General features: G+C 61.2%; 28 protein-coding genes. 19 read left to right on the top strand and 9 right to left on the bottom strand.

The features are described 5' to 3' along the window. Positions 1-156: 156 nt before the first annotated feature. Positions 157-384 (bottom strand): hypothetical protein, encoded by a 228-nt coding sequence (locus ACQ4WP_RS09110; RefSeq protein WP_436519832.1) that lies wholly within the window; start codon positions 382-384, stop codon positions 157-159. Between the two features lie 79 nt (positions 385-463). Here ACQ4WP_RS09110 and coxB point away from each other — a divergent pair, with 79 nt between their 5' ends. The 6 genes from coxB to ACQ4WP_RS09080 are packed head-to-tail and all read left to right on the top strand — an operon-like array spanning position 464 to position 5140. Next, entirely contained in the window at positions 464-1672 is a 1209-nt protein-coding gene (gene coxB / locus ACQ4WP_RS09105) for a cytochrome c oxidase subunit II (RefSeq protein WP_436519830.1), read from the top strand. Between the two features lie 13 nt (positions 1673-1685). Beyond that, a complete protein-coding gene (gene ctaD, locus ACQ4WP_RS09100; protein ID WP_436519828.1) occupies positions 1686-3278 on the top strand; it encodes a cytochrome c oxidase subunit I in 1593 nt (530 codons plus the stop codon). A 54-nt stretch (positions 3279-3332) separates the two neighbouring features. Then, positions 3333-3449 carry a cytochrome oxidase small assembly protein gene (locus ACQ4WP_RS09095; protein ID WP_216350353.1) on the top strand — a complete coding sequence of 39 codons (117 nt, stop codon included), beginning with the start codon at positions 3333-3335 and terminating at the stop codon, positions 3447-3449. Between the two features lies 1 nt (position 3450). Beyond that, positions 3451-4023 carry a cytochrome c oxidase assembly protein gene (locus ACQ4WP_RS09090; RefSeq protein ID WP_436519826.1) on the top strand — a complete coding sequence of 191 codons (573 nt, stop codon included), beginning with the start codon at positions 3451-3453 and terminating at the stop codon, positions 4021-4023. 9 nt (positions 4024-4032) lie between these two features. After that, positions 4033-4239: a DUF2970 domain-containing protein gene (locus ACQ4WP_RS09085; RefSeq protein ID WP_436519824.1), complete on the top strand. Its 207-nt coding sequence runs from the start codon at positions 4033-4035 to the stop codon at positions 4237-4239. A gap of 40 nt (positions 4240-4279) precedes the next feature. Further along, positions 4280-5140, top strand: coding sequence for a cytochrome c oxidase subunit 3 (locus ACQ4WP_RS09080; RefSeq protein WP_289952273.1), 861 nt, complete (start codon positions 4280-4282; stop codon positions 5138-5140). 122 nt (positions 5141-5262) lie between these two features. Here ACQ4WP_RS09080 and ACQ4WP_RS09075 read toward each other — a convergent pair whose 3' ends face one another. Continuing rightward, positions 5263-5463 (bottom strand): twin transmembrane helix small protein, encoded by a 201-nt coding sequence (locus tag ACQ4WP_RS09075; RefSeq protein ID WP_436519822.1) that lies wholly within the window; start codon positions 5461-5463, stop codon positions 5263-5265. A gap of 78 nt (positions 5464-5541) precedes the next feature. On the opposite strand from ACQ4WP_RS09075, the gene ACQ4WP_RS09070 reads away from it, so the two are divergent. The 6 genes from ACQ4WP_RS09070 to ACQ4WP_RS09045 are packed head-to-tail and all read left to right on the top strand — an operon-like array spanning position 5542 to position 10685. Then, on the top strand, positions 5542-6267 hold the full coding sequence (locus ACQ4WP_RS09070) for an SURF1 family protein (protein ID WP_436519820.1): 726 nt from the start codon (positions 5542-5544) through the stop codon (positions 6265-6267). Further along, the gene (locus ACQ4WP_RS09065) at positions 6248-6877 is read left to right on the top strand and encodes an SCO family protein (protein ID WP_436519818.1); all 630 of its coding nucleotides are present in this window, start codon (positions 6248-6250) and stop codon (positions 6875-6877) included. Before ACQ4WP_RS09070 ends, ACQ4WP_RS09065 begins: the two co-directional genes overlap by 20 nt. An 18-nt stretch (positions 6878-6895) precedes the next feature. Continuing rightward, the gene (locus ACQ4WP_RS09060; RefSeq protein WP_436520113.1) at positions 6896-8071 is read left to right on the top strand and encodes a COX15/CtaA family protein; all 1176 of its coding nucleotides are present in this window, start codon (positions 6896-6898) and stop codon (positions 8069-8071) included. Further along, the gene (gene cyoE / locus ACQ4WP_RS09055) at positions 8072-8971 is read left to right on the top strand and encodes a heme o synthase (RefSeq protein ID WP_436519816.1); all 900 of its coding nucleotides are present in this window, start codon (positions 8072-8074) and stop codon (positions 8969-8971) included. Beyond that, positions 8968-9561, top strand: coding sequence for an SCO family protein (locus ACQ4WP_RS09050; RefSeq protein WP_436519814.1), 594 nt, complete (start codon positions 8968-8970; stop codon positions 9559-9561). The genes cyoE and ACQ4WP_RS09050 overlap by 4 nt, the downstream gene beginning before the upstream one ends. Positions 9562-9608: 47 nt before the next feature. Then, entirely contained in the window at positions 9609-10685 is a 1077-nt protein-coding gene (locus ACQ4WP_RS09045; protein ID WP_436519812.1) for an AI-2E family transporter, read from the top strand. Here the strand turns inward: ACQ4WP_RS09045 and ACQ4WP_RS09040 are convergent, their stop codons facing one another. Together ACQ4WP_RS09040 and ACQ4WP_RS09035 are read right to left on the bottom strand one after the other, a co-directional pair. Then, positions 10686-12026, bottom strand: coding sequence for a hemolysin family protein (locus tag ACQ4WP_RS09040; RefSeq protein ID WP_436520111.1), 1341 nt, complete (start codon positions 12024-12026; stop codon positions 10686-10688). A gap of 110 nt (positions 12027-12136) precedes the next feature. Next, a complete protein-coding gene (locus tag ACQ4WP_RS09035; RefSeq protein WP_436519810.1) occupies positions 12137-13471 on the bottom strand; it encodes an MFS transporter in 1335 nt (444 codons plus the stop codon). Positions 13472-13653: 182 nt separating this feature from the next. Between ACQ4WP_RS09035 and ACQ4WP_RS09030 the strand changes: the two genes are divergently transcribed. Then, positions 13654-14673, top strand: coding sequence for a serine hydrolase domain-containing protein (locus tag ACQ4WP_RS09030; RefSeq protein ID WP_436519808.1), 1020 nt, complete (start codon positions 13654-13656; stop codon positions 14671-14673). On the opposite strand, the gene nhaR is transcribed toward ACQ4WP_RS09030, so the two are convergent. Beyond that, positions 14674-15570 (bottom strand): transcriptional activator NhaR, encoded by an 897-nt coding sequence (gene nhaR, locus ACQ4WP_RS09025; RefSeq protein WP_436519806.1) that lies wholly within the window; start codon positions 15568-15570, stop codon positions 14674-14676. 115 nt (positions 15571-15685) lie between these two features. On the opposite strand from nhaR, the gene ACQ4WP_RS09020 reads away from it, so the two are divergent. The 5 genes from ACQ4WP_RS09020 to ACQ4WP_RS09000 all read left to right on the top strand — a co-directional run bounded on the left by ACQ4WP_RS09020 (position 15686) and on the right by ACQ4WP_RS09000 (position 19186). Beyond that, positions 15686-16765 carry a DUF475 domain-containing protein gene (locus ACQ4WP_RS09020; RefSeq protein WP_436519804.1) on the top strand — a complete coding sequence of 360 codons (1080 nt, stop codon included), beginning with the start codon at positions 15686-15688 and terminating at the stop codon, positions 16763-16765. A 131-nt stretch (positions 16766-16896) separates the two neighbouring features. After that, positions 16897-17472 (top strand): TerD family protein, encoded by a 576-nt coding sequence (locus tag ACQ4WP_RS09015; RefSeq protein ID WP_436519802.1) that lies wholly within the window; start codon positions 16897-16899, stop codon positions 17470-17472. A 74-nt stretch (positions 17473-17546) separates the two neighbouring features. Next, positions 17547-18254 (top strand): TIGR00266 family protein, encoded by a 708-nt coding sequence (locus ACQ4WP_RS09010; protein ID WP_436519800.1) that lies wholly within the window; start codon positions 17547-17549, stop codon positions 18252-18254. A 38-nt stretch (positions 18255-18292) separates the two neighbouring features. Further along, positions 18293-18874 carry a TerD family protein gene (locus tag ACQ4WP_RS09005; protein WP_278317785.1) on the top strand — a complete coding sequence of 194 codons (582 nt, stop codon included), beginning with the start codon at positions 18293-18295 and terminating at the stop codon, positions 18872-18874. Positions 18875-18967: 93 nt separating this feature from the next. After that, complete coding sequence (locus tag ACQ4WP_RS09000) at positions 18968-19186, top strand: YqaE/Pmp3 family membrane protein (protein WP_426074505.1); 219 nt, start codon at positions 18968-18970, stop codon at positions 19184-19186. A 70-nt stretch (positions 19187-19256) separates the two neighbouring features. On the opposite strand, the gene ACQ4WP_RS08995 is transcribed toward ACQ4WP_RS09000, so the two are convergent. The 3 genes from ACQ4WP_RS08995 to ACQ4WP_RS08985 all read right to left on the bottom strand — a co-directional run bounded on the left by ACQ4WP_RS08995 (position 19257) and on the right by ACQ4WP_RS08985 (position 24037). Then, positions 19257-20909: a patatin-like phospholipase family protein gene (locus ACQ4WP_RS08995; RefSeq protein ID WP_436519798.1), complete on the bottom strand. Its 1653-nt coding sequence runs from the start codon at positions 20907-20909 to the stop codon at positions 19257-19259. Between the two features lie 72 nt (positions 20910-20981). After that, entirely contained in the window at positions 20982-23306 is a 2325-nt protein-coding gene (locus tag ACQ4WP_RS08990) for a CPBP family intramembrane glutamic endopeptidase (protein ID WP_436519796.1), read from the bottom strand. After that, on the bottom strand, positions 23303-24037 hold the full coding sequence (locus ACQ4WP_RS08985; RefSeq protein WP_436519794.1) for an ABC transporter ATP-binding protein: 735 nt from the start codon (positions 24035-24037) through the stop codon (positions 23303-23305). Before ACQ4WP_RS08985 ends, ACQ4WP_RS08990 begins: the two co-directional genes overlap by 4 nt. Between ACQ4WP_RS08985 and ACQ4WP_RS08980 the strand changes: the two genes are divergently transcribed. Next, the gene (locus tag ACQ4WP_RS08980; RefSeq protein ID WP_436519792.1) at positions 24036-24200 is read left to right on the top strand and encodes a hypothetical protein; all 165 of its coding nucleotides are present in this window, start codon (positions 24036-24038) and stop codon (positions 24198-24200) included. The two genes, ACQ4WP_RS08985 and ACQ4WP_RS08980, sit on opposite strands and share 2 nt — an antisense overlap. 46 nt (positions 24201-24246) lie before the next feature. Here the strand turns inward: ACQ4WP_RS08980 and ACQ4WP_RS08975 are convergent, their stop codons facing one another. Next, positions 24247-24945 carry an ArsR/SmtB family transcription factor gene (locus ACQ4WP_RS08975; protein ID WP_436519790.1) on the bottom strand — a complete coding sequence of 233 codons (699 nt, stop codon included), beginning with the start codon at positions 24943-24945 and terminating at the stop codon, positions 24247-24249. Positions 24946-24975: the final 30 nt, after the last annotated feature.

The raw sequence follows: 24975 nt of genomic DNA, 5'->3' as shown, positions 1-24975 counted from the left end.
GGCAAAGAAACCGATACTCGGTTGGCATTCGCGCGCCGATATTGCAGCAAGCGTTGCAAAGCGCGCGGCGGCCAGGAGAAGGGCGCGCACAAAGCCGATTATTGCTTGATGGATTCAAGTTTACTTGATTATAATCGTTGATTGTTTGTCAGCTTGCTAAGCAGAAAAAACACGGGCTGCATACAAAATAAAAAAAACAAAGCAAGACTTATTCGAAGTTACTGCATTAGTATAGTAACCATCTTCCACACGAGGCCATTTCAAGGTGGGGAAGAAAAACAGGGTTCCAGCATGGTTGCGCGCCGCCGTTTTTGCCGCGGCAGCCAGCATGGAATTCGCTGGTGCTTGACACACATGGCCGTATCCTGGCTGTGTTGCTTTCATGGAGGAGCGGCAGCGGTCCAGTACGGAGAAGTCCGCAGCCGTTTAAAATATCATTATTTTTTGGGTGGTTGGGGAAAACATGACACATGCAAAGCGACTTCAATCGTTGCTGCTCGGGCTGTCTTTGACAGCGTTTGGCATCGGGCGATGGGCCACGGCGGCACCGGCTGCCAGTACCTATCCCGGCACCGGCGGTCCCGTGCCGTTCGAAATGAATCTGCAACCGCCGGCGACACAGATCGCCCATGAAATCTACGATTTGCACACCCTGATGATGATCATCTGCCTGGTGATCTTCGTGGCCGTGTTCGGCGTCATGTTTTATTCCATCTTCAAGCACCGCAAGTCCCTGGGCCACAAACCGGCCACCTTCCACGAAAGCACCACCGTCGAGATCGCCTGGACCGTCGTGCCTTTCCTGATCGTCATCGGCATGGCCCTGCCTGCCACGCGCACCGTGGTGGGCATGAAGGATACCTCGAACGCCGACATCACCATCAAGGCCACCGGCATGCAGTGGAAATGGGGTTATGACTACCTGAAAGGCGAAGGCGAAGGTATTTCCTTCCTCTCTAACCTGGCCACGCCGCGCTCGCAAGTGGGTGCGCCCGGCGTGCCGCCGACGGAAAAACGGGGCGAAAACTACCTGATCGAAGTCGACAACGAAGTCGTGGTGCCGGTCAACAAGAAGATCCGCGTGGTGCTGACGGCCAACGACGTCATCCACGCCTGGTCCGTGCCCGCCTTTGGCGTGAAACAGGATGCGATTCCCGGTTTCGTGCGCGATACCTGGTTCAAGGCCGATCATATCGGCACCTTCCGCGGCAATTGCGCCGAGCTGTGCGGCAAGGAACATGCGTTCATGCCCATCGTCGTCAAGGTCGTATCAAACGATGACTACAAGGCCTGGGTTGAGGTAAAACAAAAGGAAATGGCGGCACTGGCCGATGATCCGAGCAAGGTGTGGACCATCGATGAATTGAAGGTCAAGGGCGAGAAAGTGTATGCGGCCAACTGCGTGGTCTGCCACCAGGCGACAGGCAAGGGCGTGCCCGGTGCATTTGCGCCGCTGGACGGCTCTGCCGTGGTGAACGGTCCGAAAGCGGAACAGATGCATGTCTTGCTGAACGGGCAAAAGAGCGGCAAGTATCCAGCGGAAATGCCCGCCTGGAAACAGCTGTCCGACACGGAAATTGCCGCAGTGATCACTTACACGCGCAATTCCTGGTCGAACAAGGCCGAAGAGAACATCGTTCAACCAGCCGAAATCGTGGCTGCACGCAAGTAATTAGGAGCCGCATATGAGTACTAGCACCTTGGACCACGCCGGTCACGATCACGACCACGCCCACGATCATCCCCATGGCTGGCGCCGCTGGCTGTTTGCCACCAATCACAAGGATATCGGTACCCTGTACCTGTGGTTCTCGTTCATCATGCTGCTGTCGGGCGGCGTGCTGGCCTTGATGATCCGTACGGAACTGTTTCACCCAGGCTTGCAATTTTTTCACCCTGAATTCTTCAACCAGCTGACCACCATGCACGGCCTGGTGATGGTGTTTGGCGCCATCATGCCGGCCTTCGTCGGCTATGCCAACTGGATGATCCCCCTGCAAGTGGGCGCATCCGACATGGCCTTTGCCCGCATGAACAACTTCTCGTTCTGGCTGCTGCCGCCGGCCGCCATCCTGCTGGCCACGTCCTTCCTCGTGCCGGGCGGCGCCACGGCTGCCGGCTGGACCCTGTATGCGCCGCTGTCGACGCAGATGGGCCCTGGCATGGACATGGCGATTTTCGCCATGCACCTGATGGGCGCCTCGTCCATCATGGGTTCGATCAACATCATCGTTACCATTTTGAACATGCGCGCCCCCGGCATGACCCTGATGAAAATGCCGATGTTCTGCTGGACCTGGCTGATTACCGCGTATCTGTTGATCGCCGTCATGCCCGTGCTGGCTGGCGCCATTACCATGACCTTGACGGACCGCCATTTCGGCACGTCCTTCTTTAACGCGGCAGGCGGCGGCGACCCCGTCATGTACCAGCACATCTTCTGGTTCTTCGGCCACCCCGAGGTCTACATCATGATCTTGCCGGCCTTCGGCATCGTCTCGCAGATCCTGCCGGCGTTTGCCCGCAAGCCCCTGTTCGGCTACGCCTCGATGGTGTACGCCACGGCTTCGATCGCCATCCTGTCCTTCATCGTCTGGGCGCACCACATGTTTACCACCGGCATGCCGGTGACCAGTCAGCTGTTCTTCATGTACGCGACCATGCTGATCGCCGTGCCGACAGGCGTGAAAGTGTTCAACTGGATCGCCACCATGTGGAAGGGTTCCATGACGTTCGAAACGCCGATGCTGTTCTCGGTGGGTTTCATCTTCGTCTTCACCATGGGCGGCTTCACGGGCCTGATCCTGGCCGTGACGCCGATCGACATCCAGCTGCAAGATACTTATTACGTGGTGGCGCACTTCCACTACGTGCTGGTGGCAGGTTCGCTGTTTGCCCTGTTCGCCGGCTTCTACTACTGGTCGCCGAAATGGACGGGCCATATGTACAACGAGACGCGCGGCAAGATTCACTTCTGGCTGTCGCTGATCACCTTCAACGTGACCTTCTTCCCGATGCACTTCTTGGGCCTGGCCGGCATGCCGCGCCGCTACGCCGACTATCCGGCGCAGTTCACGGATTTTAATATGATCGCCTCGATCGGCGGCTTCGGTTTTGGCCTGATGCAGGTGTACTTCCTGTTCTTCGTGGTCTTGCCGACCATCCGCGGTGGCAAGGCTGCGCCAGCGAAACCATGGGAAGGCGCGGAAGGCCTGGAATGGACCGTGCCGAGCCCGGCGCCATTCCACACGTTTGAAACGCCGCCAACAGTGAAGTAATGCCAGTGTCACGGGCCGGCGCTGCTGCCGGCCCCCTTGAATAGAGTGCCTGCCATGACCGAAGTGAAAACTGAGCGCAAGAAACCGAACAACCTGCGTACGGGACTGATACTGGGGGCCCTGGCGGCCTTCTTCTTCCTGTCCGTATTCGTCAAGCGCATGTGGCTCTGACGTGACGACGCCCCACCAACAGGAAACACGCGGCCTGAACCGCAAGATGCTGGGCAAGCTGATCGTCATTGCCATCCTGATGTTTGGCTTTGGCTATGCCCTGATTCCCGTCTACAAGCAGATTTGCGAAGTGATGGGCATCAACGTGCTGACGCAAAAAGATGGCACGGTGGCCTACGACAACAATACGCAGGTCGACACGACGCGCAGCATTACCGTCGAGTTCGACGGCAATGCGCAGGGTCCATGGCGCTTCCGCCCGACCGTGTCGAGCATGCAGGTGCATCCGGGCGAACTGGTGACCGTCATGTATGAAGTGGTCAACACGCAAAACCGCGTCGTCAACGCGCAAGCCATCCCCAGCTACGCGCCGCAGAGCGCCACGCCGCATTTCAAGAAGGTCGAGTGCTTCTGCTTCAAGCAGCAGACCTTGAAACCCCACGAAGCGCGGCAGATGCCGGTGGTGTTCTTCCTCGATCCGGCCCTGCCGAAAGAGGTGAAGACCATCACCCTGTCGTACACGTTTTTCGAGATTGCCGGTCTGAGCCAGGCTCAGACGCCGGCCGTCCAATAGGAGAGTGCCATGGGCGAATCCAAGCAGCCTGAAAAATCGTCGTTCCTGTATTCGCTGCGGGCCGTCGTCTGGTCATTCACGGGCTTGCGCCGCAAGAGCGATTTCGACACGGATTCGGCCAAGCTCAATCCTGTGCACATCGTCATCGCCGGCTTCCTGGTGGTGGCTTGCCTGATCGGCATATTGATTTCGATTGTTAAATTCGTCGTTTTATAAATTATAAGAAACCACCCTACAAGTTTTTGAGGAGATGATGATGAGTTCCAACCACGCCGCCGTACCTTATTATTTCGTGCCCGGCCCGTCGCGCTGGCCCATGCTGGGCGGCGCCAGTCTGCTGCTGACCATGATAGGCGCCTCGGCCTGGGTCAACGACGTCTCCTGGGGGCCGTACGTGAATTACCTGGGTATCGCCGGCATCCTGCTGGTGCTGTATTTCTGGTTCGGCGACGCCATCAGCGAATCGGAGCAGGGCCTGTACAGCGAGCGCATCGATCACTCCTTCCGCTGGAGCATGAGCTGGTTCATCTTTTCGGAAGTCATGTTCTTCGCCGCCTTCTTCGGCGCCCTGTTCTATGCGCGCAGCATTTCCATGCCGTGGCTGGCCGACCTCGACCACAAGGTGATCTGGCCCGATTTCGCCGCCCACTGGGGTAATACGGGCCCGGCCGGCACGGTGCAGGAATTTACCACCATGACGCCGTTCTGGATTCCGACGATCAATACGGCCTTGCTGCTGACGTCGGGCGTCACCCTGACCATTTCGCACCACGCGCTGCGCGCCGGCCATCGCGCCATGACGGCCCTGTTCCTGTTCGCTACCATCGTGCTGGGCGCCATCTTCATGGGCTTCCAGGTCTACGAATACATGCACGCCTACAGCGAACTGAACTTGAAATTGACGTCCGGCATCTACGGCGCCACCTTCTTCATGCTGACGGGCTTCCACGGCTTCCACGTGACCCTGGGCGCCATCATGCTGTCCGTCATCCTGTACCGCGTGCTGAAAGGCCACTTTACGCCCGATCACCACTTCGGCTTCGAAGGCGCCGCCTGGTACTGGCACTTTGTCGACGTCGTCTGGCTGGGCCTGTACGTAGTCGTGTATTGGTTATAATGGCGGGGCAGGGCACGCGCCGTTGTTAGGCGGCCTGCAGCATGAAAAAAGCCGTACCGGGAGATCCCGGGTACGGCTTTTTTCTTAGTGTGAAGAATTTGCCAATCAGGCAATGTCGGGCGTTAATGAATTCCCGTGGGCTGAATATAGCCGAGATGATGCGCCAGCAGGATCAGCAAAAACAGGGTGATCGACAGCCCCACGCGCCAGGCCAGCGCCTGCACGGTGCGGTTGCTCTTGCCCTTGTCGCGCATCAGGAAGAACAGGGCCGAGCCCAGGCTGCCCAGGATCAGGATGAAGGCAATGGCAACGAGGATTTTCATGGATGGTAGCGCCAGGCTTGAGGAGGCTTCATTGTAATGCGTATCCGCTTCCATTTTAGATGGATTCCATTTGTTGTAATGCTGCTACTGGTGGCCCTGGGGGTCTCCTTGGCGCAATGGCAGCAGCGCCGTGGCGACGAGAAACTTGCCCGCGCCGCGCGGCTGGAGGCGGGCAACCAGGCCGCGCCCCTGGCCTTGAGCGCCGCGCCCTTGCTGCCGGCCGATGCGCAAGCCATCGAATATCGCCGGGTCACCGTCACGGGCCATTTCGTGCCCGCCTGGACGGTGTACCTGGACAACCGCCCCTACAAGGGCCAGGCCGGTTTCCACGTGCTCACGCCATTCCAGATTGACGGTTCCGCCATGCACGTGCTGGTGGCGCAGGGCTGGTTGCCGCGCAATAATGCCGAGCGCACGCGCATTCCCGATTTCGCCACGCCGGCCGGCACGGTCACGATTGCCGGTATCGCGCGCCTGAACGCGGGCCATGTGATGGAACTGGGCACGGCGCCGGCCCTGGCGCCGCAGGCCATCGTGCAAAATGCCGATATCGCCCAGCTGGCACAGGCCAGCGGCCTGGCCTTGCAACCTTTCCTCCTCGAACAAACAGCTGATCCAGATAATCCAGTTGATCCGGCAGCGACGGCGCCAGCATCCAGCCAGCTTCCCGTGCGCGACTGGCCGGCGCCCGACCTGGGCGCCGACAAGCACCGCGGCTATGCATTCCAGTGGTATGCACTGGCACTGATGGCTTTTCTATTTTTTGTCTTTACAGGATTTCGACGTGCAAACAAACAGCCCTGACACAACGCAAGACAGCACTGGCAAGCAAGCACAAAATACGGGACGCTGGAAACTGCTGGCCGTGGTGGCCGTGTGCGCCTTTCCCATCATCGCCTCGTATTTCACGTATTACATCATCAAGCCCACGGGCCGCAACAACTACGGTGCCCTGATTGACCCCCGTTTGTATCCGATTCCCGAAGCCCAGCTGCAAGTGACGGAACTGGACGGCAAGGCGGCGCCGCTGGCGCAATTCAAGGGCAAGTGGGTGCTGCTGCAAACGGGGCCGTCCGATTGCCAGGAAACGTGCAAGAAGCAATTGTTTGACATGCAACAACTGCGCCTGATGCAGGGCAAGGAGCGCGAACGCCTGGAACGCGTCTGGCTGGTGACGGATGCCCAGCCGCTCGACACGCTGGTGATGCGCGAATTCGATGGCACCAGCATGCTGCGCGTGAATGGCGACGCCCTGAAAGCCTGGCTGCCCGTGGAGGCGGGCGGCCAGACCCGCGATCATCTGTATTTGATCGATCCGTTGGGCAATTTGATGATGCGCTTCCCGAAAGACGCGGACCCGAACAAGATCAAGAAAGACATCGCCAAGCTGCTCAAAGCTTCGGCGATCGGTTGAGGAGTCTGCATGCCGACGATGCATCTTTCCGCGCTGGCCCAGCTGGGCTTGACGGGCCTGCTGGTGGCGCTGCTGCCGCTGACCATGGTCTGGGTGTCCGCGGACGCCAATAAATACCGCAAGCTGGTGTGGATCGCCGTCTTTCTGACGGTCGACCTGATCATGTTCGGCGGCTTCACGCGCCTGTCCGATTCCGGCCTGGGCTGTCCTGACTGGCCAGGCTGCTATGGCTCGGCCAATCCTTTCCTGGCGCACGAGCACATCGTGGCGGCGGAAACCCTGATGCCGACGGGCCCCGTGACGGTGGTGAAAGCGTGGATCGAAATGACGCACCGCTACCTGGCCATGGCCATTGGCGTGCTGATCGTGGCGATGATGGTGCAGGCGTGGCGCCAGTGGCGCAAAAGCAAACGCGCAGAATTCGCCCCGGCGCTGCCGACGGCGCTGTTTTTGTTCGTCTGCCTGCAGGGCGCGTTCGGCGCCTGGACGGTGACCTTGAAGCTGCAACCGGTGATCGTCACCATGCACTTGCTGCTGGGCATGGGACTGCTGGCCATGCTGACGTGGCTGGGCGGGCGCCAGGATCATGCCGTCAAACCCTTGCTGCGCGCCGATGCGGACGCTGCCGTGCTGCGTCCCGTGCGCGCGCTGGCCGTCATGTCGCTGGTGCTGTTGACGGTGCAGATCGCGCTGGGCGGCTGGGTAAGCACCAACTACGCCACCCTGGCCTGCACGGATTTCCCCCTGTGCGGCGGCAAGGTCATTCCGGAGATGGATTTCGAGCATGGTTTCCATTTGTGGCGCGAACTGGGCAAGACGGCCGCCGGCCACTATCTGCCGTTTTCCGCGCTGACGGCCATCCACTGGGTGCACCGCAACTTCGCCTTCATCGTGCTGGCCGGCATCGGCTATACGGTGTTGCGCGCGTGGAAACTGCCGTCCTTGCGCGGCACGGCGCGCTGGCTTGCGCTGGTGCTGGCCTTACAGGCAGCCACGGGCCTGGCGACGATCTACCTGAGCTGGCCATTGTCGATTGCCGTCCTGCATAACGGCGGGGCGGCGCTGCTCGTGTTGTTGCTGACCATGTTAAACTACAAGGCTAAATTCCAACTCGATGTTGCGCGCACTGTTAAGCGCGCTTGCGCCTCCGCGCCAGTGCCCACGGCACCAGCCAGTCCTTCCCGTACCGCATAAATGACTACTCAGACCATCCGCCGTAAACCATCTCCCCGCATCGCCCAATACTGGGCGCTGACCAAGCCCCGCGTGACGCAACTGGCCGTGTTTTGCGCCGTCATCGGCATGTTCCTGGCCAGCGAGGAGTTGCCTGACTGGCGCGCGGTGGTGTTCGGCACCCTCGGCATCTGGCTGCTGGCCGGCGCCGCGTTTGCCGTCAACTGCCTGGCCGAGCGCGAAATCGATGCGCGCATGGCCCGTACGGCACGCCGCCCCATGGCCATGGGCGATATCACGGTGAAACAGACGGTGGTGTTCGCGCTGGTGATCGGCGGCCTGGGCATGGCGATTTTGTACAACCTCGTCAATCCGCTGACCATGTGGCTGACCTTTGTCACCTTTGTCGGCTATGCCTTGATCTACACCATGGTGCTGAAACCGGCCACGCCGCAAAATATCGTCATCGGCGGCCTGTCCGGCGCCATGCCGCCCGCGCTGGGCTGGGCTGCAGTCGCCAACGACGTGCCGATGCAGGCCTGGCTGCTGGTCTTGATCATCTTTGTCTGGACGCCGCCGCACTTCTGGGCCCTGGCCATGTACCGCCGCGACGATTACGCGCGCTCGGGCTTGCCCATGCTGCCCGTCACGCACGGCTTGAAATTCACGCAATTCCACGTCTGGCTGTACTCGATCGCGCTGGCGGCCACCACCTTGCTGCCCTTTGCCGTGCGCATGAGTGGCCTGATCTACCTGGCGTCGGCCGTGCTGCTCAATGCCGGCTTCCTGTACTACGCGTGGAAGATGTACCGCCACTACACGGATTTGATCGCGCGCAAAGCTTTTACCTATTCCATCATTTACCTGGCATTGCTGTTCGCGGCCCTGCTGGTCGACCACTACATACCCCTCGGAACATGAAAAAATACCTGACGCTGTTGTTGGCGGCCGCACTGGTCGCCGTCCTCACCGGCTGCGGCAAGCCTGCCGCAACCAAGCTGGAATTCAAGAACACGGACGTGACGGGCCTGGGCTACGCGCGCGAGTTCGCGCTGACGGACCATACGGGCCACCCGCGCACCTTGGCCGACTACAAGGGCAAGCTGGTGCTGATGTTCTTCGGCTACACGCAATGCCCGGATGTGTGCCCCACGACCATGGCCGACATGGCGCAGGTGATGCAGGAAATGGGGCCGCAAGCGGAGCAGGTGCAAGTGCTGTTCGTCACCGTCGATCCCGAGCGCGATACGCAAGCCTTGCTGGCGCAATATGTGCCAGCCTTCGACAAGCGTTTCGTCGGCCTGTATGGCGATGCGGCCGCGACGGCCAAGGTGGCCAAGGAATTCAAGGTGTATTACGCCAAGGTCGAGGGCGAAACGGATAGCAGCTACACGGTCGACCACACGGCCGGCACCTATGTATTTGACCGCGAAGGCAAGATCCGCCTGTTCGTGCGCCACGGCGAAAAGCCTGCCGCCATCGCGCACGATCTTAAACTTCTGCTATCCTGACCTGATCGCGCCCCCCCCCCCGGCGCCATCTTCAGGATACGCAGTACATGGATAAACGTTTCGAGCCTCACGCCCGCCTGGCAGCCATCATCTTCTTGCTGATAGGCTGCTTTTTCGTCTTGCGGCCTTTCCTGGCTGCCATGCTGTTTGCCGCCTGCGTGGGCATTTCCAGCTGGCCCCTGTACCTGCTGCTGCTGGACCGCCTGAAAGGCCGGCGCAACTGGGCGGCCGCCATCATGACCGTGTCATTGATCCTGGTCATCGTGCTGCCGCTGGCCCTCGTCACCTACAACCTGGCCGACAATGTCTCGCGCGTGTACGAGCAGATCCGCGTGGCGCTGGAATCGGGCAGCCTGCATCCGCCGGCCTGGCTGGCCAGTATTCCCGTGGTGGGCGAAACCATAGCCGGCTACGTGCGGCGCTTGCTGGAAGACCGCGAGGAATTATTGAATTTGGGTAAGACCATGCTGGAGCCGGCGCGCCATTTCCTCGCTTCCGGCGGCATCTTGCTGGGCACGGGCCTGGCGCAGACCAGCCTGGCCGTGTTTGTCAGCTTCTTCCTCTACCGCGACGGCCAGCAGCTGAGCCGTGCCTTGATGACGGGCGCCGGCCGCATCATCGGCGACAGCGCGCCCGGCGTGGGCCTGACCATCAGCCGCACCGTGCGCGGCGTCATGTATGGCTTGCTGGGCACGGCGCTGGCGCAGGCGCTGGTGGCCGTAGTGGGATTTTTGATCGCCGGCGTGCCTGCCGTGGCGCTCTTGGGCGTGGCCACCTTCATCTTTTCGCTGATTCCCGTGGGCCCGCCCCTGATCTGGGGCGGCGCCGCCATCTGGCTGTTCAATGACGGCCAGACGGGCTGGGGCATTTTCATGCTGGTGTGGGGTGGCTTGCTGATCAGCGGCGTGGACAATGTGGTCAAGCCCATGCTGATCAGCCGCGGCAGCAGCTTGCCCTTCCTGCTGGTGTTGCTGGGCGTGCTGGGCGGCGTGCTGGCCTTCGGCTTCGTCGGCATCTTTATCGGGCCGACCCTGCTGGCGGTGCTGTACAGCTTGCTGCAAACGTGGACGGTGGGCGAAACCACCGTGCCACAGGGCAAAGATACGCTGACGCGCAAGAAGTAATCAGTCTCTTAAATCCGCATCCAGATCCCGTTCCTGTTTCGGGATCACCTTGATGAGCACGATGCGGGGCCCGTTCATCTTCTTGACGACGATGTCGAAGTCGACAAAGGTGATGCGCTGGCCTTGCTTCGGGATGTCTCCCAGCTTGACCATGATCAAGCCGCCCACCGATTCCACGTCATCGAGCCCCAGTTCCTCGTTTTCGATATCGATGCCGAGGATGCGTTCGAGTGAGAAGATGGGCAGGCTGGCCTTGCCGATCAGGGTGCCGTCGCTTTGCTTGAGCCAGTCGTTTTCATTGCGGCGGAATTCATCGCGGATTTCACCCACCATGGCGCCGAGCAAGTTATCCAGGGTGATGAAACCCAGCGGGCGCTTGCCCTTTTCGCCGATCAGGGCGAAGTGGGGCGCGCCGTCGCGGAAACGGCGGAACAGTTCCAGCGCCGGCGTGCGCGCGGAAATGATGTCGACGGGACGCAAAAACGGCGTGAGCGAGGTGATCGGTTTGCCCGCCTGCTGGGCAAAGAACAGGTCTTTCAAATGCACCACGCCCAGCACATCGTCTTCATTCATGTCGAAATACGGGTAGCGGCTGAAGCGGTTGCGCAGCACCGTGTCGAGGTTTTCTGCCAGCGTGCTCGAGGCGTGCAGGGCGATCACTTCATTGATCGGGCGCATCAGGTCCGACACTGTCATCTGTTCAAAATCAAGCGATTGCGCCAGGATGTTGCGTTCGTCACGCGTAAACTTCTCGCCGGGCTGGCTGGTGCGCAGGATCAGTTTCAGTTCCTCGGACGAGTAATGGGCATCGTGGCCGCCTTTGCCGGACAGGCCCGCCATGCGCAGCACCCAGTTGGCGCTGGCGTTGAGCAGGTAAATGGCCGGATACATGGCCCAATAGAAACCATACAGGGGAATCGCGCTCCACAGGCCGACGGCTTCCGGATTGCGGATGGCCATCGATTTGGGGGCCAGTTCGCCCACGACGATGTGCAGGAAGGAAATGACGCTGAAGGCGACGACGAACGAGACGCCGTGGATCAGTTCTTGCGAAGTGACGCCGATGGCGCCGAACACGGGTTCCAGCAAGCCGGCAAACGCCGGTTCGCCGACCCAGCCCAGGCCCAGCGACGCCAGGGTGATGCCCAGCTGGCAGGCGGACAGGTAAGCGTCCAGCTGGCCATGCACCTTGGCCAGGATGCGGCCCCGTAGTCCCTGTGTCCTGGCGATGGCGCGGATGCGCGTGCGGCGCAATGTGACGATGCCAAACTCGGCGGCAACAAAAAAACCGTTCAGCGCGACCAGGAAGAGGGCGAGCAGGACTAGCAAGACATTGTGCATGGGGGCGCGGAAGATGGGCTGTAAAAACGTCATCTTAAACGACGAAGGGCGCCATAGCCTAATTTGGCCGCGCCCGCCGCCCGGTAGCGGCGGGCGCGCGGCCGGTGGCCTTATGCTTTGACCGCCGTTTGCGGGCCGCCGCGCATGGCAAAGACCATGATGGCCGAGACGATGGCGGGAATGGCGACGACGAGGAAAATCGTGCTGTTGGGCCAGTTCAGGCGGATCAGCTCGCCACCGAGCACGGGCCCGATGATGGAGCCGATGCGTCCGATGCCCAGGCTCCAGCCGATGCCCGTCGAGCGCAGGGTGGTCGGGTAGTAGCTGGCAGCCAGGGCATTCACGGCCGGCTGGCCGCCCACCACGCAAAAGCCGGCGATGAAGATGGTGATGAACAGGAAGGCCAGCGACACGTCGGGACGGCCGATCAGGGCAATGGCCACGGCGGCGACCAAAAAGCATGGCAGCAGGATGCGGCGGAAGCTGGAGCGGTCGATCAGCTGGCCCATGACCAGGGTGCCGATGGTGCCGCCCACTTGCAGGGCCGTGCCGGCCAGCACGGCGTTGGCCGTGGACAGGCCCGCTTCCTTGGCGATGGTCGGCAGCCAGTTCGACAGGAAATACAAGTTCAGCAAGTTCATGAAGTTGATGACCCACAGCAAGATCGTCATCTTCGCGCGGCCCCCTGTAAACAATTGCAGCACGGGCGCGCCCTTGTGTTCCTTCTCATGCACGACATATTGTGTGTCGGCCGTGATGGTCACCGTCGGGTCGATACGCTTGAGCCATTGGGCCACCTTGTCCAGTTTGCGTTTCTTCAATACCAGGAATTGCATCGATTCCGGCAGCAGGAAGAACATCAGCACGCCGATGACCAGCGGCACCACGCCGCCCACGTAAAACACGGATTGCCAGCCAAATGCGGGAATCAGCGCGGCCGACAGCAAGCCACCGAGCACGGCGCCCAAAGTAAAACCGCACGAGACCAGCATCATCAGGGTGACTTTCTTGCGCAGGGGGCTGTATTCGCCGGCCAGCGCCATGGCGTTCGGCATCACGGCGCCCAGGCCCAGTCCCGTGATAAAACGGATCAGCTGCAATTGCTCGATGGTGGTGGCCAGAGGCGTGACCAGCATGCACAGGGAAAAGAAGATGGTCGAGCCGATCAGCACGGGGCGGCGGCCGAATTTGTCGGCCGTGATGCTGAACACCAGGGAGCCGACCAGCATGCCCAGCAAGCCCGCGCCAAACACGGGACCCAGGTTGGCCTTGCTGACGTGCCAGTCGGCAATGATGGCGGGCGCCACATAACCCATCGCCTGCACGTCGAAGCCATCCATGATGACGCACAGCCCGCACAGGATCAGCATGCCGATCTGGAAGGAGCCGATCTTGTTGTTATTGATGAGATCGGGAATATCGATCGTCTTGCCTGCCGTGGACATGGTGCCGCTCCTGTTTTTTATGGTGATCGCGCCCTTCCGACGAGGGACAGGCGCGTGTTTGTCTCAGGCTTTATTACAATCGCTTTTGATTGATTATTCAAACGTTATTTTCGAATGGATTTATCGGATTGGCTAATGAATATGGCGAAGAGTTAATCTTGCCTGCATGCTAAGATCGCGCCATGAAAAATCTTGTTCAGCACTTTCTTTCCCTGCAAGCGAGCCTGCCGGCGCAGGGTCCCGGATTCAGCGCATTGATCCAGCGCGACGGCCAGACGTTATTCGAACTGCATCACGGCCTGGCGTGCCTGGAACTGGGCGTGTCCCTGACGGCGCAGTCGCGCTACTACCTGGCGTCGGAATCGAAGCAATTTACGGCCGCCTGCGTGCTGGACCTGGTGCGCCAGGGCGCGATCGGCCTCGACGATGACGTGGCGCCCCATCTGCCGGAAGTGCGGCAGTTCGGCGCCGCCATCAGCGTGCGTCAATTGTTGAATCACACCAGCGGCATTCCCGATTATTTCGATTACCTGGCATGCCAGCTGGGTCGTCATGACAGCGACTATTTTGACAATGCGCTGCTGCTGCGCCTGATCGCGCGCATGCAGGACTTGACGGCGCCACCCGGCAGCGCGCATGCCTACAGCAATTGCAATTACATCTTGCTGGCGAAACTCGTGGAAGTGCTCGCGGGCCAGCCGCTGGCGGCGCAGGCGCGCGAGCGCCTGTTCGTGCCGCTGGGCATGCATGCCACTGGCTTCGATGTCGATCGGCAAGCTGTCATGCCGCAGCGCGTGCGCAGCTATAGCGTTGATCCCGCGCAGGCGGGCGCCTATCGCCAGCACTTGGGCAATGCCAATACGGTGGGTGACGGCGGCGTGTATGCCTCTCTGGATGACCTGGCGCTGTGGGAGCGCGAATGGCAGCGCCAGTACCGCGATCCGTCCAGCCTGGTGCGCGCGCAGCTGGCGCAAACGCCGGGTGCCGATAGCCAGAGCTGGACCTACCGTTTTGGCCTGGAGCAAATCGAACACGCCGGGCGCGCGGTGGTGTTCCACGGCGGCGGACTATGGGGCTTTCGCGCCTTGCTGCTGCGCGTGCCCGAAGCGGGCCTGTCCGTTATCCAGCTGGCGAATGTCGACAGCTGCGAGGCGGACGAGGCAGTGTGGCTGGCGGCCATCGCCGCCGATCTCGGCGCCTGATCAGTGGCGGCCCGGCACGGCGGCCAGGATCACGTCCAGCGCCGGGTGCATGATCTTGCGCTCGTTCGAAATCACATAGAACTGCTCGCGCAGGGACGAGGCGTCGCCCACCAGCACGGCGCCGAATTGCTCCTCGATCTCGCCGGCCAGGCTGGCCGAGGCGAAGAACAGGCCTAGGCCCTTGCGGCCAAACGCGTTGAGCATGGCATTGTCTTCGAATTCACCGACCACGTCGGGGCGCACGCCTTGCTGCACCATCCATTCGTCGATGCGCCCGCGCAGAGCGTTGTTGCGCGCAGGCAGTAAAAATGGCGCGCCGTGCAGGCTGTGCGGGAAATTGTCGCGATACTGTTCGGCCAGCGCGGGGATGGCGAACAGCTTCATGGCGCTTTCGCCCCACAGATGGCTGAATACGCGCAGGCTGGCGCCGGCCGGCACGGCGCGGTCCGTCAACACCAGGTCCAGCTTGTGCAGGGCCAGGTCGGCCAGCAGGGACTCGAATTCGTCTTCCAGGCACACCAGCTTGACGGGCTTGTCCAGGCTGCGCGTGGCGTCGAGCATGCGGTAGGCCATCAGTTTCGGCAGGGAATCGGAAATGCCCACCGTCAGGCGCATCTTTTCTGCATCGGTGTCGGCCAGCGCTTCCTGCATCTGTTCACCGAGCAAAAAAATCTGGTCCGCGTAGCCGAGCGCCAGCCGGCCCGCTTCCGTCGGCACCAGGCGCCGTCCCTGCGGCTGCAGCAGGGACTTGCCCAGTTCCTTTTCCAGCAGGGCCAGCTGGGTGCTGATGGTTTGCACTGCCAGGCCCAGGCGTTCGGCAGCGCGCGTCACGCCGCCCTCCTTGGCGACCACCCAAAAAAAGTACAAATGGCGGTAATTGAAACCGGTCGTTTTCATCGTGTTCGCCTATCTTCTGTTTTTACGAAGTAATACTTCCATTATCTTCTATTTTTAAATGTGTCACATGTCCCTATACTACGTTCCATTGAATTTGGATAAAAGGGAACTATCGATGAAACATTTCAGAGTGTCATTTTTAGTGACATTTATCTGCCTGGGTATTTCCGCCTGGTGGGGTTACACGCACGGTGGCGTGCAGACGATGCTGGCAGCGCTCGGTATCGCGGTCATCCTGGGCGTGATGGAAGTCTCGCTGTCGTTTGACAACGCGGTGGTCAACGCCTCGGTGCTGAAGAACTGGGACAAGTTCTGGCAGGGCTTGTTCCTGGGCGTGGGCATCATCATTGCCGTCTTCGGCATGCGTCTGGTGTTCCCGCTGGTCATCGTGGCGCAAGCGGCTGACCTGGGCTTGCTGGAAGTATGGAATCTGGCCCTGAGCAATCCTGAACAGTACTCGATGCACCTGACGAACCACCATGCGGAAGTGGCGGCCTTCGGCGGCATTTTCCTGCTGCTGGTGTTCCTGAACTTCCTGCTGGACTCGGAAAAAGAAACGCACTGGCTGGGCCGTATTGAAGAAAAACTGGGCGCGCTGGGCAAGATTTCCTCGATTTCCGTGATGATCGCGCTGGGCACCCTGATGGCCAGCCTGTCGATGATCGAAGAAGGCCAGAAACTGGTAGTCTTGACGGCCGGCCTGTGGGGTATCCTGACCTACGTGGGTGTCGATGTGGTCAGCGGTTTGCTGGAAGGCGATAACGGCGACGGCAACATGGGCGACATCGTCAAGCGCGGCGGTATTGGCGGCTTCCTGTACCTGGAAGTGCTCGATGCATCGTTCAGCTTTGACGGCGTGATCGGCGCGTTTGCCATCACCAAGGATGTCGTGATCATCATGCTGGGCCTGGCTATCGGCGCGATGTTCGTGCGTTCGATGACGGTGTTCCTGGTGCGCAAGGGTACGCTGGACGAGTTCGTTTATCTGGAGCACGGCGCGCACTATGCGATCGGTATCCTGGCCGTGATCATGTTGGTCAGCATGAAGTTCCACATTCCCGAGATCTTCACGGGTCTGATCGGCGTGGCCTTCATTCTCGCCTCGCTGTGGTCGTCGATCCGCTACAAGCGCAGGATGGCACTCGAAGAAGGCAAGATAGAAGCGCTGGAACCAGTCAAGGCAACAGCAGTGTAAAGAATGCGCGGCAAACGACTACACCCGTTTGTCGGCAAGTTGTAGCAAGCGTCGCCGCCGGCCTGGGGAGTCAGGCCGGTGGAGGGCGCCAGGTGTTTGGTCATACACAACCCACATAGGAGAAATACATCATGGCAATCAGTCTGCAAAAAGGCGGCAACGTCAACCTGAGCAAGGAAGCCCCTGGCATTTCGAAGATGATCATCGGCCTGGGCTGGGATGCCCGCGCCACCGATGGCGCCGCATTCGACATCGACGGCTCCATCTTCCTGCTGAAGGCCGACGGCAAGGTACGCGCCGACGTCGACATGATTTTCTACAACAACCTGAAATCGAGCGACGGTTCCGTTACCCACTCGGGCGACAACACCACCGGCGCCGGCGATGGCGATGATGAAAGCGTCATCGTCGACCTGGCCACGGTGCCAGCCGAGATCGACAAGATCGCCGTCTGCGTGACGATTCACGATGCCGAAGCGCGCAAGCAAAACTTTGGTATGGTATCGAAGGCGTATGTACGCTGCGTAAATGCCAACGGCAACACGGAAATCGCCCGCTTCGACCTGTCGGAAGACGGTTCGGCGGAAACGGCCATGGTCTTCGGCGAAATCTACCGCAATGGCGCCGATTGGAAATTCAAGGCCATCGGCCAGGGATATAAAGGCGGCCTGGGCCCACTCGCCGCCTCGTTCGGCGTCGGCGTGTAAGGTAGTTACGCTGTATTAAAGGCGGTTCACTGTGTGAGCCGCCCCATCATCACCTAGTTGAGGAAGGAACAGGTATGCCAGTTTTCAATATTACCGGGGACGTCGACCCGTTCCTGCATGTGTCGCTGGCCAAGGGCGAGAAGATTTATTGCGAATCCAACGCGATGGTGATGATGGAAACCAATCTTGAACTGAAAGGCAAGATGACGGGCGGCATAGGTGCTGCGCTGATGCGCACCTTTGCCAACGGGGAGTCGTTCTTTCAGCAGCATATCGAGGCCATGCGTGGCGACGGCGACTGTCTGCTGTCGCCCACCTTGCCCGGCGCGATGCGGGTGCTTGATGTGGGCAATGAGGTTGGCGCCCAGCAATACATGATCAGCGACGGCGCCTTCGTGGCGGCCAGTGCTGGGGTGGAATTGAAGGTGCGCACGCAAAGCCTTGGCAATGCGCTGTTTGCCCAGAGCGGTGGTTTTTTCATCACCGAGGCGGCAGGCAGCGGCCAGTTGGCGGTGTCCGGTTTTGGCGCGATGTCGACACTGGAAGTAACGCCTGGCAAGGACGTGGTGATCGATAACTCGCACGTCGTGTGCTGGGACAACCGCCTGCAATACGAAATTTCCATGACGACCGGCAGCAGCGGCGGCTTTCTGGGGAACCTGATCAATAGCCAGACCAGCGGCGAGGGCATGGTATTGAAGTTTTCAGGCACGGGAAAAATCCTCGTGTGCTCGCGCAACCGCGCGGCCTTCCTCGCCTGGACCCAAAGCAAGCCGGCGTAAGAGCAGTTAATGCAATCAACCAAACAGGAGCAATGCGTATGTCTGTCAATTTGAGCAAAGGCCAGAAGATTTCTCTGGACAAAGAAGCTGGTACCACCCTGACCCGTATCACCATGGGCCTGGGCTGGGATGCGGCCAAGACCAAGGGTTTCCTCGGTTTTGGCTCGAAGACGGAAGCCGTCGACCTGGATGCATCGTGCGTCATGTTCGATGAAAACAAGGGCACGTCCGATATCGTCTGGTTCCGCCAGCTGAAAAGCAAGGACGGCAGTATTGTCCATACGGGCGACAACCGCACGGGCGCGGGCGATGGCGACGACGAGCAGATCAATGTCGATCTGTCGAAAGTGCCAGCGAACGTGAAAAGCCTGGTCTTCACCGTCAACAGCTTTACTGGCCAGAACTTCTCGCAGGTAGAAAATGCCTATTGCCGCATCTTGAATGCCAGCAATAACCAGGAAGTCGCGCGTTTCAACCTGTCTGTGCAAGGTACTCACACGGCACAGATCATGGCCAAGCTGTACCGCCATAACGGCGAATGGAAGATGCACGCCATCGGCGAAAACGGCAATGGTCGCACGTTTGACGACCTCATGCCGCAGATTGCCGTGCATCTATAAATTGTAGTTGTAAGGAGCAGTACGCAGCGGGCGAGGGACGGACCGGATACCGGCCCTTGTCCGCTGCTCTATATTGAAGGAGAGTATGTCGTGATGCGATTGCTGATAGCCTTGCTACTTCCGTGTCTCACGTTTTTCATGCTGGGGCGCCCGCTGGCCGGTGCCGCCGCCTTGATCTTGCAGTGCACTGTGATCGGCTGGGCGCCGGCGGCCCTGTGGGCCCTGTACACGGTGAACCAGCATAAAACGGAGCGGGAACTGGAAGGTGCGTTAAGCCGCAGCTACATGCGCAGGCGTAGTCGGTTGATCTAAGTCAACCGTGCGCTTGGAATCCTTGCGCTAAAGCCCGCACGAGCGATCGTGCGGGCTTTTTTGTACGCGTTCACTTCTTGCAGCGGATGGGCACATTCACCGAATTGCCATCCGAACTCAAGTTGCGGTATTGCAAATCTTCGCTTTCGATGGCAAAGCGGGGCACGGCGTGCACATAGCGTTGCTTGCAGACGGTATCGTCATTGATCAGCTGGCTTGCCAGCATGTAGTCGCACAGGGCAAAGCGTGATTCTTCGTCGTCGAGGATCAGCACGCGCGCGGCGCTGTACAGGGCCGATTGCAAGACGTCCGGACTGCAGTTTTCCGGACCCGTCAGCTTCAGATGGGTTTTTGTCTGCGTGGCCAGGCGTTGCAGCTTGACCAGGGCGGCGCGCTCTTCCTTGCGCGCACCGTCGACTTGCGCATCGCCGCTGGACAGGCGCAGCGCCAGCGAGGCGATTTGGTCGATGGAAATATGCCAGGCAAAGCCTTCCAGCCGCGTGCGGATCTGGCCCGGCAAGGGATCGGCCGCATCGACTTCGCAGCGGTACTGCCCCAGATGGGGGCGGCACAGCACGGGAATGGCAAAGGCCGAAGTGCGCTTGCCCTTGACGAATTTCTGGCTCAGGTCGCCAAAGTTTTCATGCGTGATGGTATCGAAGCGGGCTTGCCCAAAGCCCATCTTGACGAGGTTTTCCTTGCGCTGGCGCGAAAACAGGGCGTCGACGGCATCGTAGATATTCTTGTTGAAGATGCGGTCCAGCGGCTGGCGCTCGTCCGACATCTTTTCGAATACGGCGCTGGAATTGGGCGCGTTGGCATCGATGGAAATGAGGATGAAGGGTTTGCTGTTCAGGCGCGGCGGCACGATGGCCATGTCGTTGCCATACAGTTGCGTCAGGGCCACGTCCCACAGGGTTTCCACACCCAGGTTGTCGGCCGCGCCGCCGTCGAACAGATGCACGTAGGACGGCGACTCGCGCGACTCGGAACCGAGTTCCGGCACGAAACTGTTTTTCGGCCGGAAACGCTCGAAGGTGACGGAATCGAACACGCCGGGAAAGGCGGCCGAGGTGGCCACGGCCGTGGCCAGGCGGATATCCTGGATCGGCGAATGCAGGGTGCCGTAAAAATACTCATAGGAAAACACCACGCGCTTGCCGCCATCGGTGGCGTCCGTCGCGTTGGCCAGGAAGATGGGGCCGTCGTGCGGCAAGTCCTGGTAGGTTTTCTTGTCGTACAGCACATCGTCCAGCACGTCGGACAGGAACGAGGTGCGCGTCTTGTTCGTCAACAACATCGTTGTCAGGTTGGCGGGTTTCAATATGGTCTGGCCGAAGAAATCCGTTTTTAGTTTGCTGCGCAGCAAGGGCCAATCCGTCTGTTTTCCATGCAGCGCATAGTAGCCGCCCGCGATGGCGCCGCCCGAGACGCCGGAGATGGCCGAGGCGCCGCTGACGAGGCCGAACTGCTCCAGTTGCTCCAGCGAGGCGGCCGAGAAATTGGCTGCGCGGCTGCCGCCGCCGGACAGGGCGATGCCGATGAAATGGTCGCTGGGCATGGGATTCTGGATGCGCGCCTTGGGCGCGTCAATGCGCAGGCGCGGTGTTTCCTGCACGGTAAACGTGCGGTTTTCGACGCCGCTGTTGGGGCGCAGGGCGAGTACCGTGCAGCCGCTCAGCAGTGCAAGGAGGACAAAGGGTAGGAACAAGCGTGGATGCATGCGTGATCTGTGCGTAGTCATGGGTTGGGATACGGACGGAAACGTGTGCGATTCTAACAAACCCGGCAACAATCACCTATTCATCTGATAGCCGAGCATGGCAGCGTTGTAGAGCGCGTGCGTGAGCATGGGCGCCAGCAGCGATCCGCTGCGCTCGTACGCGACGCCCGTGCACAGGCCCAGCACGAAGACGGGCAGCATGGCAGCCGGTGGATGCACGATGGCAAACAGCGCGGCGGCGATGCCGATCGCTTGCCAGGCCGGCAGCGAGCGGCGCAAGCCGCCCTGCAACAAGCCGCGGAAGATGAATTCCTCGCACAGGGGCGCAGCCAGCACGCCCACGGCCAGCAGCCACAGTCCGTTGCCATTGATAGGCACCAATGGCGAAGCGGCCGGCGGCAACAGGGCCGCATAGCCGATGCCGAACAGCGCCGCGACACAGGCGCCCGCGATTCCCCGGCGCCACGGCTGGCGGCCCTGTCCGATGCGCGGCACGCCGGCCGTCCTGCTGCGCCAATAGACCAGGCGCAGCAGCGCATACGTGAGCGAGCCGGCCGCGCCGAAGGCGATGGCCAGTTGCGCCAGCAGCGTCGCACTTGTACCTTTGAGCAGCATCAAGGCCAGTGTTTGCAGAGTAAAAAACAGCATGGCGGCGATCAGGCCGTCGGCCGCCGCTACCGTGGCCGGCGGCGAGGCGGCGGGATCGAGCAGGTAGGGCAGCGCGTCGCGTGCCTTTTGCCACAGCGCCATGGCCAGCGCGCCCGTGAGCACAACTGACACCAGTTGCTGCAGCAGGCTGCCGGCGGCCAGGGCGGCGAGGTACAGGCCGGTGAGCAGCAAATACAGGTACATATAGGTGGGGCGCACCTTTGCCCTTGTTTCGGTGGCCAGCGGGTCGCTGGCAAACACGCCCAGCGCCACGGCGATCGCCGCATACAGGGGAATGCCGGTCAGGGTCAGCAGCATCAGGCTCGCCGTCTGCCACGACCAGGCGGGCAGCCAGGCCAGCGCCACGCCGAACAGGGTCAAAGGATACAGCAGGGCCAGCATGGCCCACAGCTGCGCCTTTTGCCGCAGCGCCTGTTCGACGGAGATGGGAAACGTGTACAGCAGCCACAGGGCGCCGCCTTCCTTGTTCAGGGTCTGGAAAGCCGACATCATCAGCACATAGCTGCCGAGGAAAAAGCCGGTGGATGCCAGCAGGGTGGGGCTGGCTAGCAGCGCGTGCATGTCGCGCGCCTGGCCCGTAAACAGGGCTTGGCCACCGAGGATCAGCAAGGGCATCAGCAGGGTCTGCACGAGAAAATTACGGTCGCGCAAGAGTAACGTCAGCTCGCGCCGCTGGATCGCCGTGCCGATGCGCGGGCGCCACCGACGTGTTGGCGGCAGCGTCGGCGCCGGCTTGCGCGCGCCTTCGCGCTGGCCCGCGCCCACCACGCCGTGGCGCAACTGGCGCCGCAGGATGGCCATGCCCAGCTGCATCAATAGCAGTACTTGCGCCAGCAGCAGGACGGCTGGCAGCAGCAGGGCCGCCACGTCAGATGCATTGAGCAGGCGCAGCAGCAAGCCCGGCGGCGTCCAGCTGCTCCAGGCGGGCATGTCCGCCGCCCAGGCATACGCGAAGCCGCCCGTGCCCATGCCGAACGACATGCCCATATACATGGGGAACAGGCCCGCCAGCGAGATCACTGCCTGCAGGTTGCCTAGTTGGGACGGACTGAGCGACAGGCGCAAACCCGTGTCGACCAGGGTGCGCAGCATGGCGGCCAGGGCCAGCAGGACCAGGCTGGCGAGCAGGCCGGATAATGGAGACAGCCAGCCCTGGCCCGCATACCAGGCGATGACGGTGGTGCTGGGCCACAGGGCCAGCAAGCCGGCCGGATTGACGAGCGTGCGTTCGAGCACGCGTGCCCACAGCAAGGTGCTTTTCGCGACGGGCAGGGTGACCAGCCATTCCAGGTCCCAGTCCGGCGTTGACAATTCTCCCATGCCCAGCGGCAACAAAACGCTAACCAGCCACAGCAGTGCCAACTGCAGGGTCAGGCCGCCTATCAGCGCCGCGCTGAAGGGCGTGGCCATGAATTGCGCGACGACGGGATCGAGCAGGTGGCTGCCCGTGTGCAGGCTGCCGCGCGCCTGGCAGGCGGCGACCCGGTCCAGCAAACAATGCATGTTCAGTACGCTATGGCGGGCAATGCTGCCGAAGGAAAACAGCATGGGCAGCAACAGCAGCGCGCCCAGCAGCCAGCGTCCGCCACGCTTGCCCGGCGTGGCGGGGCGGCTTTTATTGTTTTTCTTGAAGGAAAAGCCACGGCCGCTGACGTTGAGCAGGCGCTGCAGGCGCAAGCGGGTCAGCAGCCAGACGGCGCGCCAGGCGGTGGGCGGCGCCGGTGTCATGCCGGGGACGTTTCATCGGTGAGTTGCAAGAAGAGGTCTTCCAGGCTGCCATCGCTGGACAATTGCTGGCGGATATTGTCCAGGCTGCCCGTGGCGACCAGGGCGCCACGGTGGATGATGGCCACCCGGCTGCACAGTTTTTGCGCCATATCCAATAGATGCGTGGAAACGAAGATCGTGGTGCCGGCGGCGGCGCGGCGCAGCAAGCGTTCTTGCACGTCGCGCGAGGCACGCGGGTCGAGGCCATTGATCGGTTCGTCGAGGATCAGCACGGCCGGATCGTGGATCAGCGCGCAAGCCAGGCCCAGTTTTTTCTTCATGCCCAGCGAGTAATTGACGGCAAAATCCTCGCTCGCTTCGTCGAGACCAAATTCCGTCAGCAGGCGCGCGGCGCGGGCGGCCGCTTCCGCGCGCGGAAAACCATGCATTTCGGCCACGAATTGCAGGATTTCACGGCCCCGCAAATAATCGTAAAAAATCGGATTGTCGGGCAGGTAGCCTACCTTGCGCTTGACGGCGGCGCCATCGCGGTGGCAATCGAGGCCATCGACCAGCACGCGGCCGGCGCTGGGCACGAGGATGCCCATCAGCATGCGGATGGTGGTGGTCTTGCCGGCCCCATTCGGCCCCAGGAAGCCGAAGACCTCTCCTTTGCCCACCTGCAAGGTCAATGGTTTGAGGGCCTCGAACGTGCCGTACTGTTTGGACAAGCCTTCGAAGGCAATCATCATGCATCCCAAAAAAGATAACGTGCAGGATGATAGCCTGAGAACTGGCGCCTGCAGCAGCCGTATTTATCGGCAGGCCACGCTCTTAATGTCGCAACATCACGCCCGTGGCGATGCAGGCCACGATCGCCAGGCTCATGACGAGGCCGTAGGCTGTCATCAATAACAACCAGCTCGATAGTTGCTTCAGAGATACAAAATGCCTGCGCCGTTCAGTTACCACCGAAGGCGGCCAGCAGGCGCCGTTCGCCGTCCGGCGTAAGGCGCAGGGCGCGGCTGTCGAGTTCGCGCTCGGCCCAGCGCTGGCGCAGCGCCAGCTGCAGGATGGCGGCCCCCAGCGCGCCGCCCAGGTGGGCGCGCCGTTCGCTCCAGTCCAGGCAAGCACAGGCGAAGCGGCGGCGCTGGCGCTGCAGTTGCGGCACGTCGATGCCCAGGGCCGCCATGCCGGCCGCACCCGCTGCCGACAGGCGATATTCTCCGCCATCGTCCAGCAGCCAGCCTTGCGCGTGCAACTGGTCGTGCAGGGTGACGGCGACGCTGCCTGCCATGTGGTCGTAGCAGGTGCGCGCATGGCGCAAGCGGTCGGGCGTGGTGGGCGTAAAGGGCGTTGCCGGCGCGCCGGCCACCACCAGCAGCGCTTCCAGCGCCCGTGCCACCTCTGCATTGGCCAGGCGGTAATAGCGGTGCTTGCCCTGCGCCACCATCGACAGCAAGCCATCCTCGCGCAGGCGTGCCAGATGGGCGCTGGCCGTCGAAGCGCCTGCCTCGGCCAGCGTCGCCAATTCCGTGGCCGTGCGTGCATGGCCATCGAGCAGGCTGCATAGCATGCGCGCGCGCGCCGGTTCGGCGATGGCACCGGCCAACTGCGCCAGGCGTACATCGGCCGTGTGGGGAAGGGGGCTGTCATCCATGATTCGTTCTCGGGCGAAGTGTTGTAGTGG

It is taken from the genome of Janthinobacterium lyxosi, from assembly GCF_051380665.1.
GTDB lineage: Bacteria > Pseudomonadota > Gammaproteobacteria > Burkholderiales > Burkholderiaceae_D > Janthinobacterium.
Note: the sequence above shows the minus strand (reverse complement) of the source record. Positions and strands in the feature narration are given on the sequence as shown.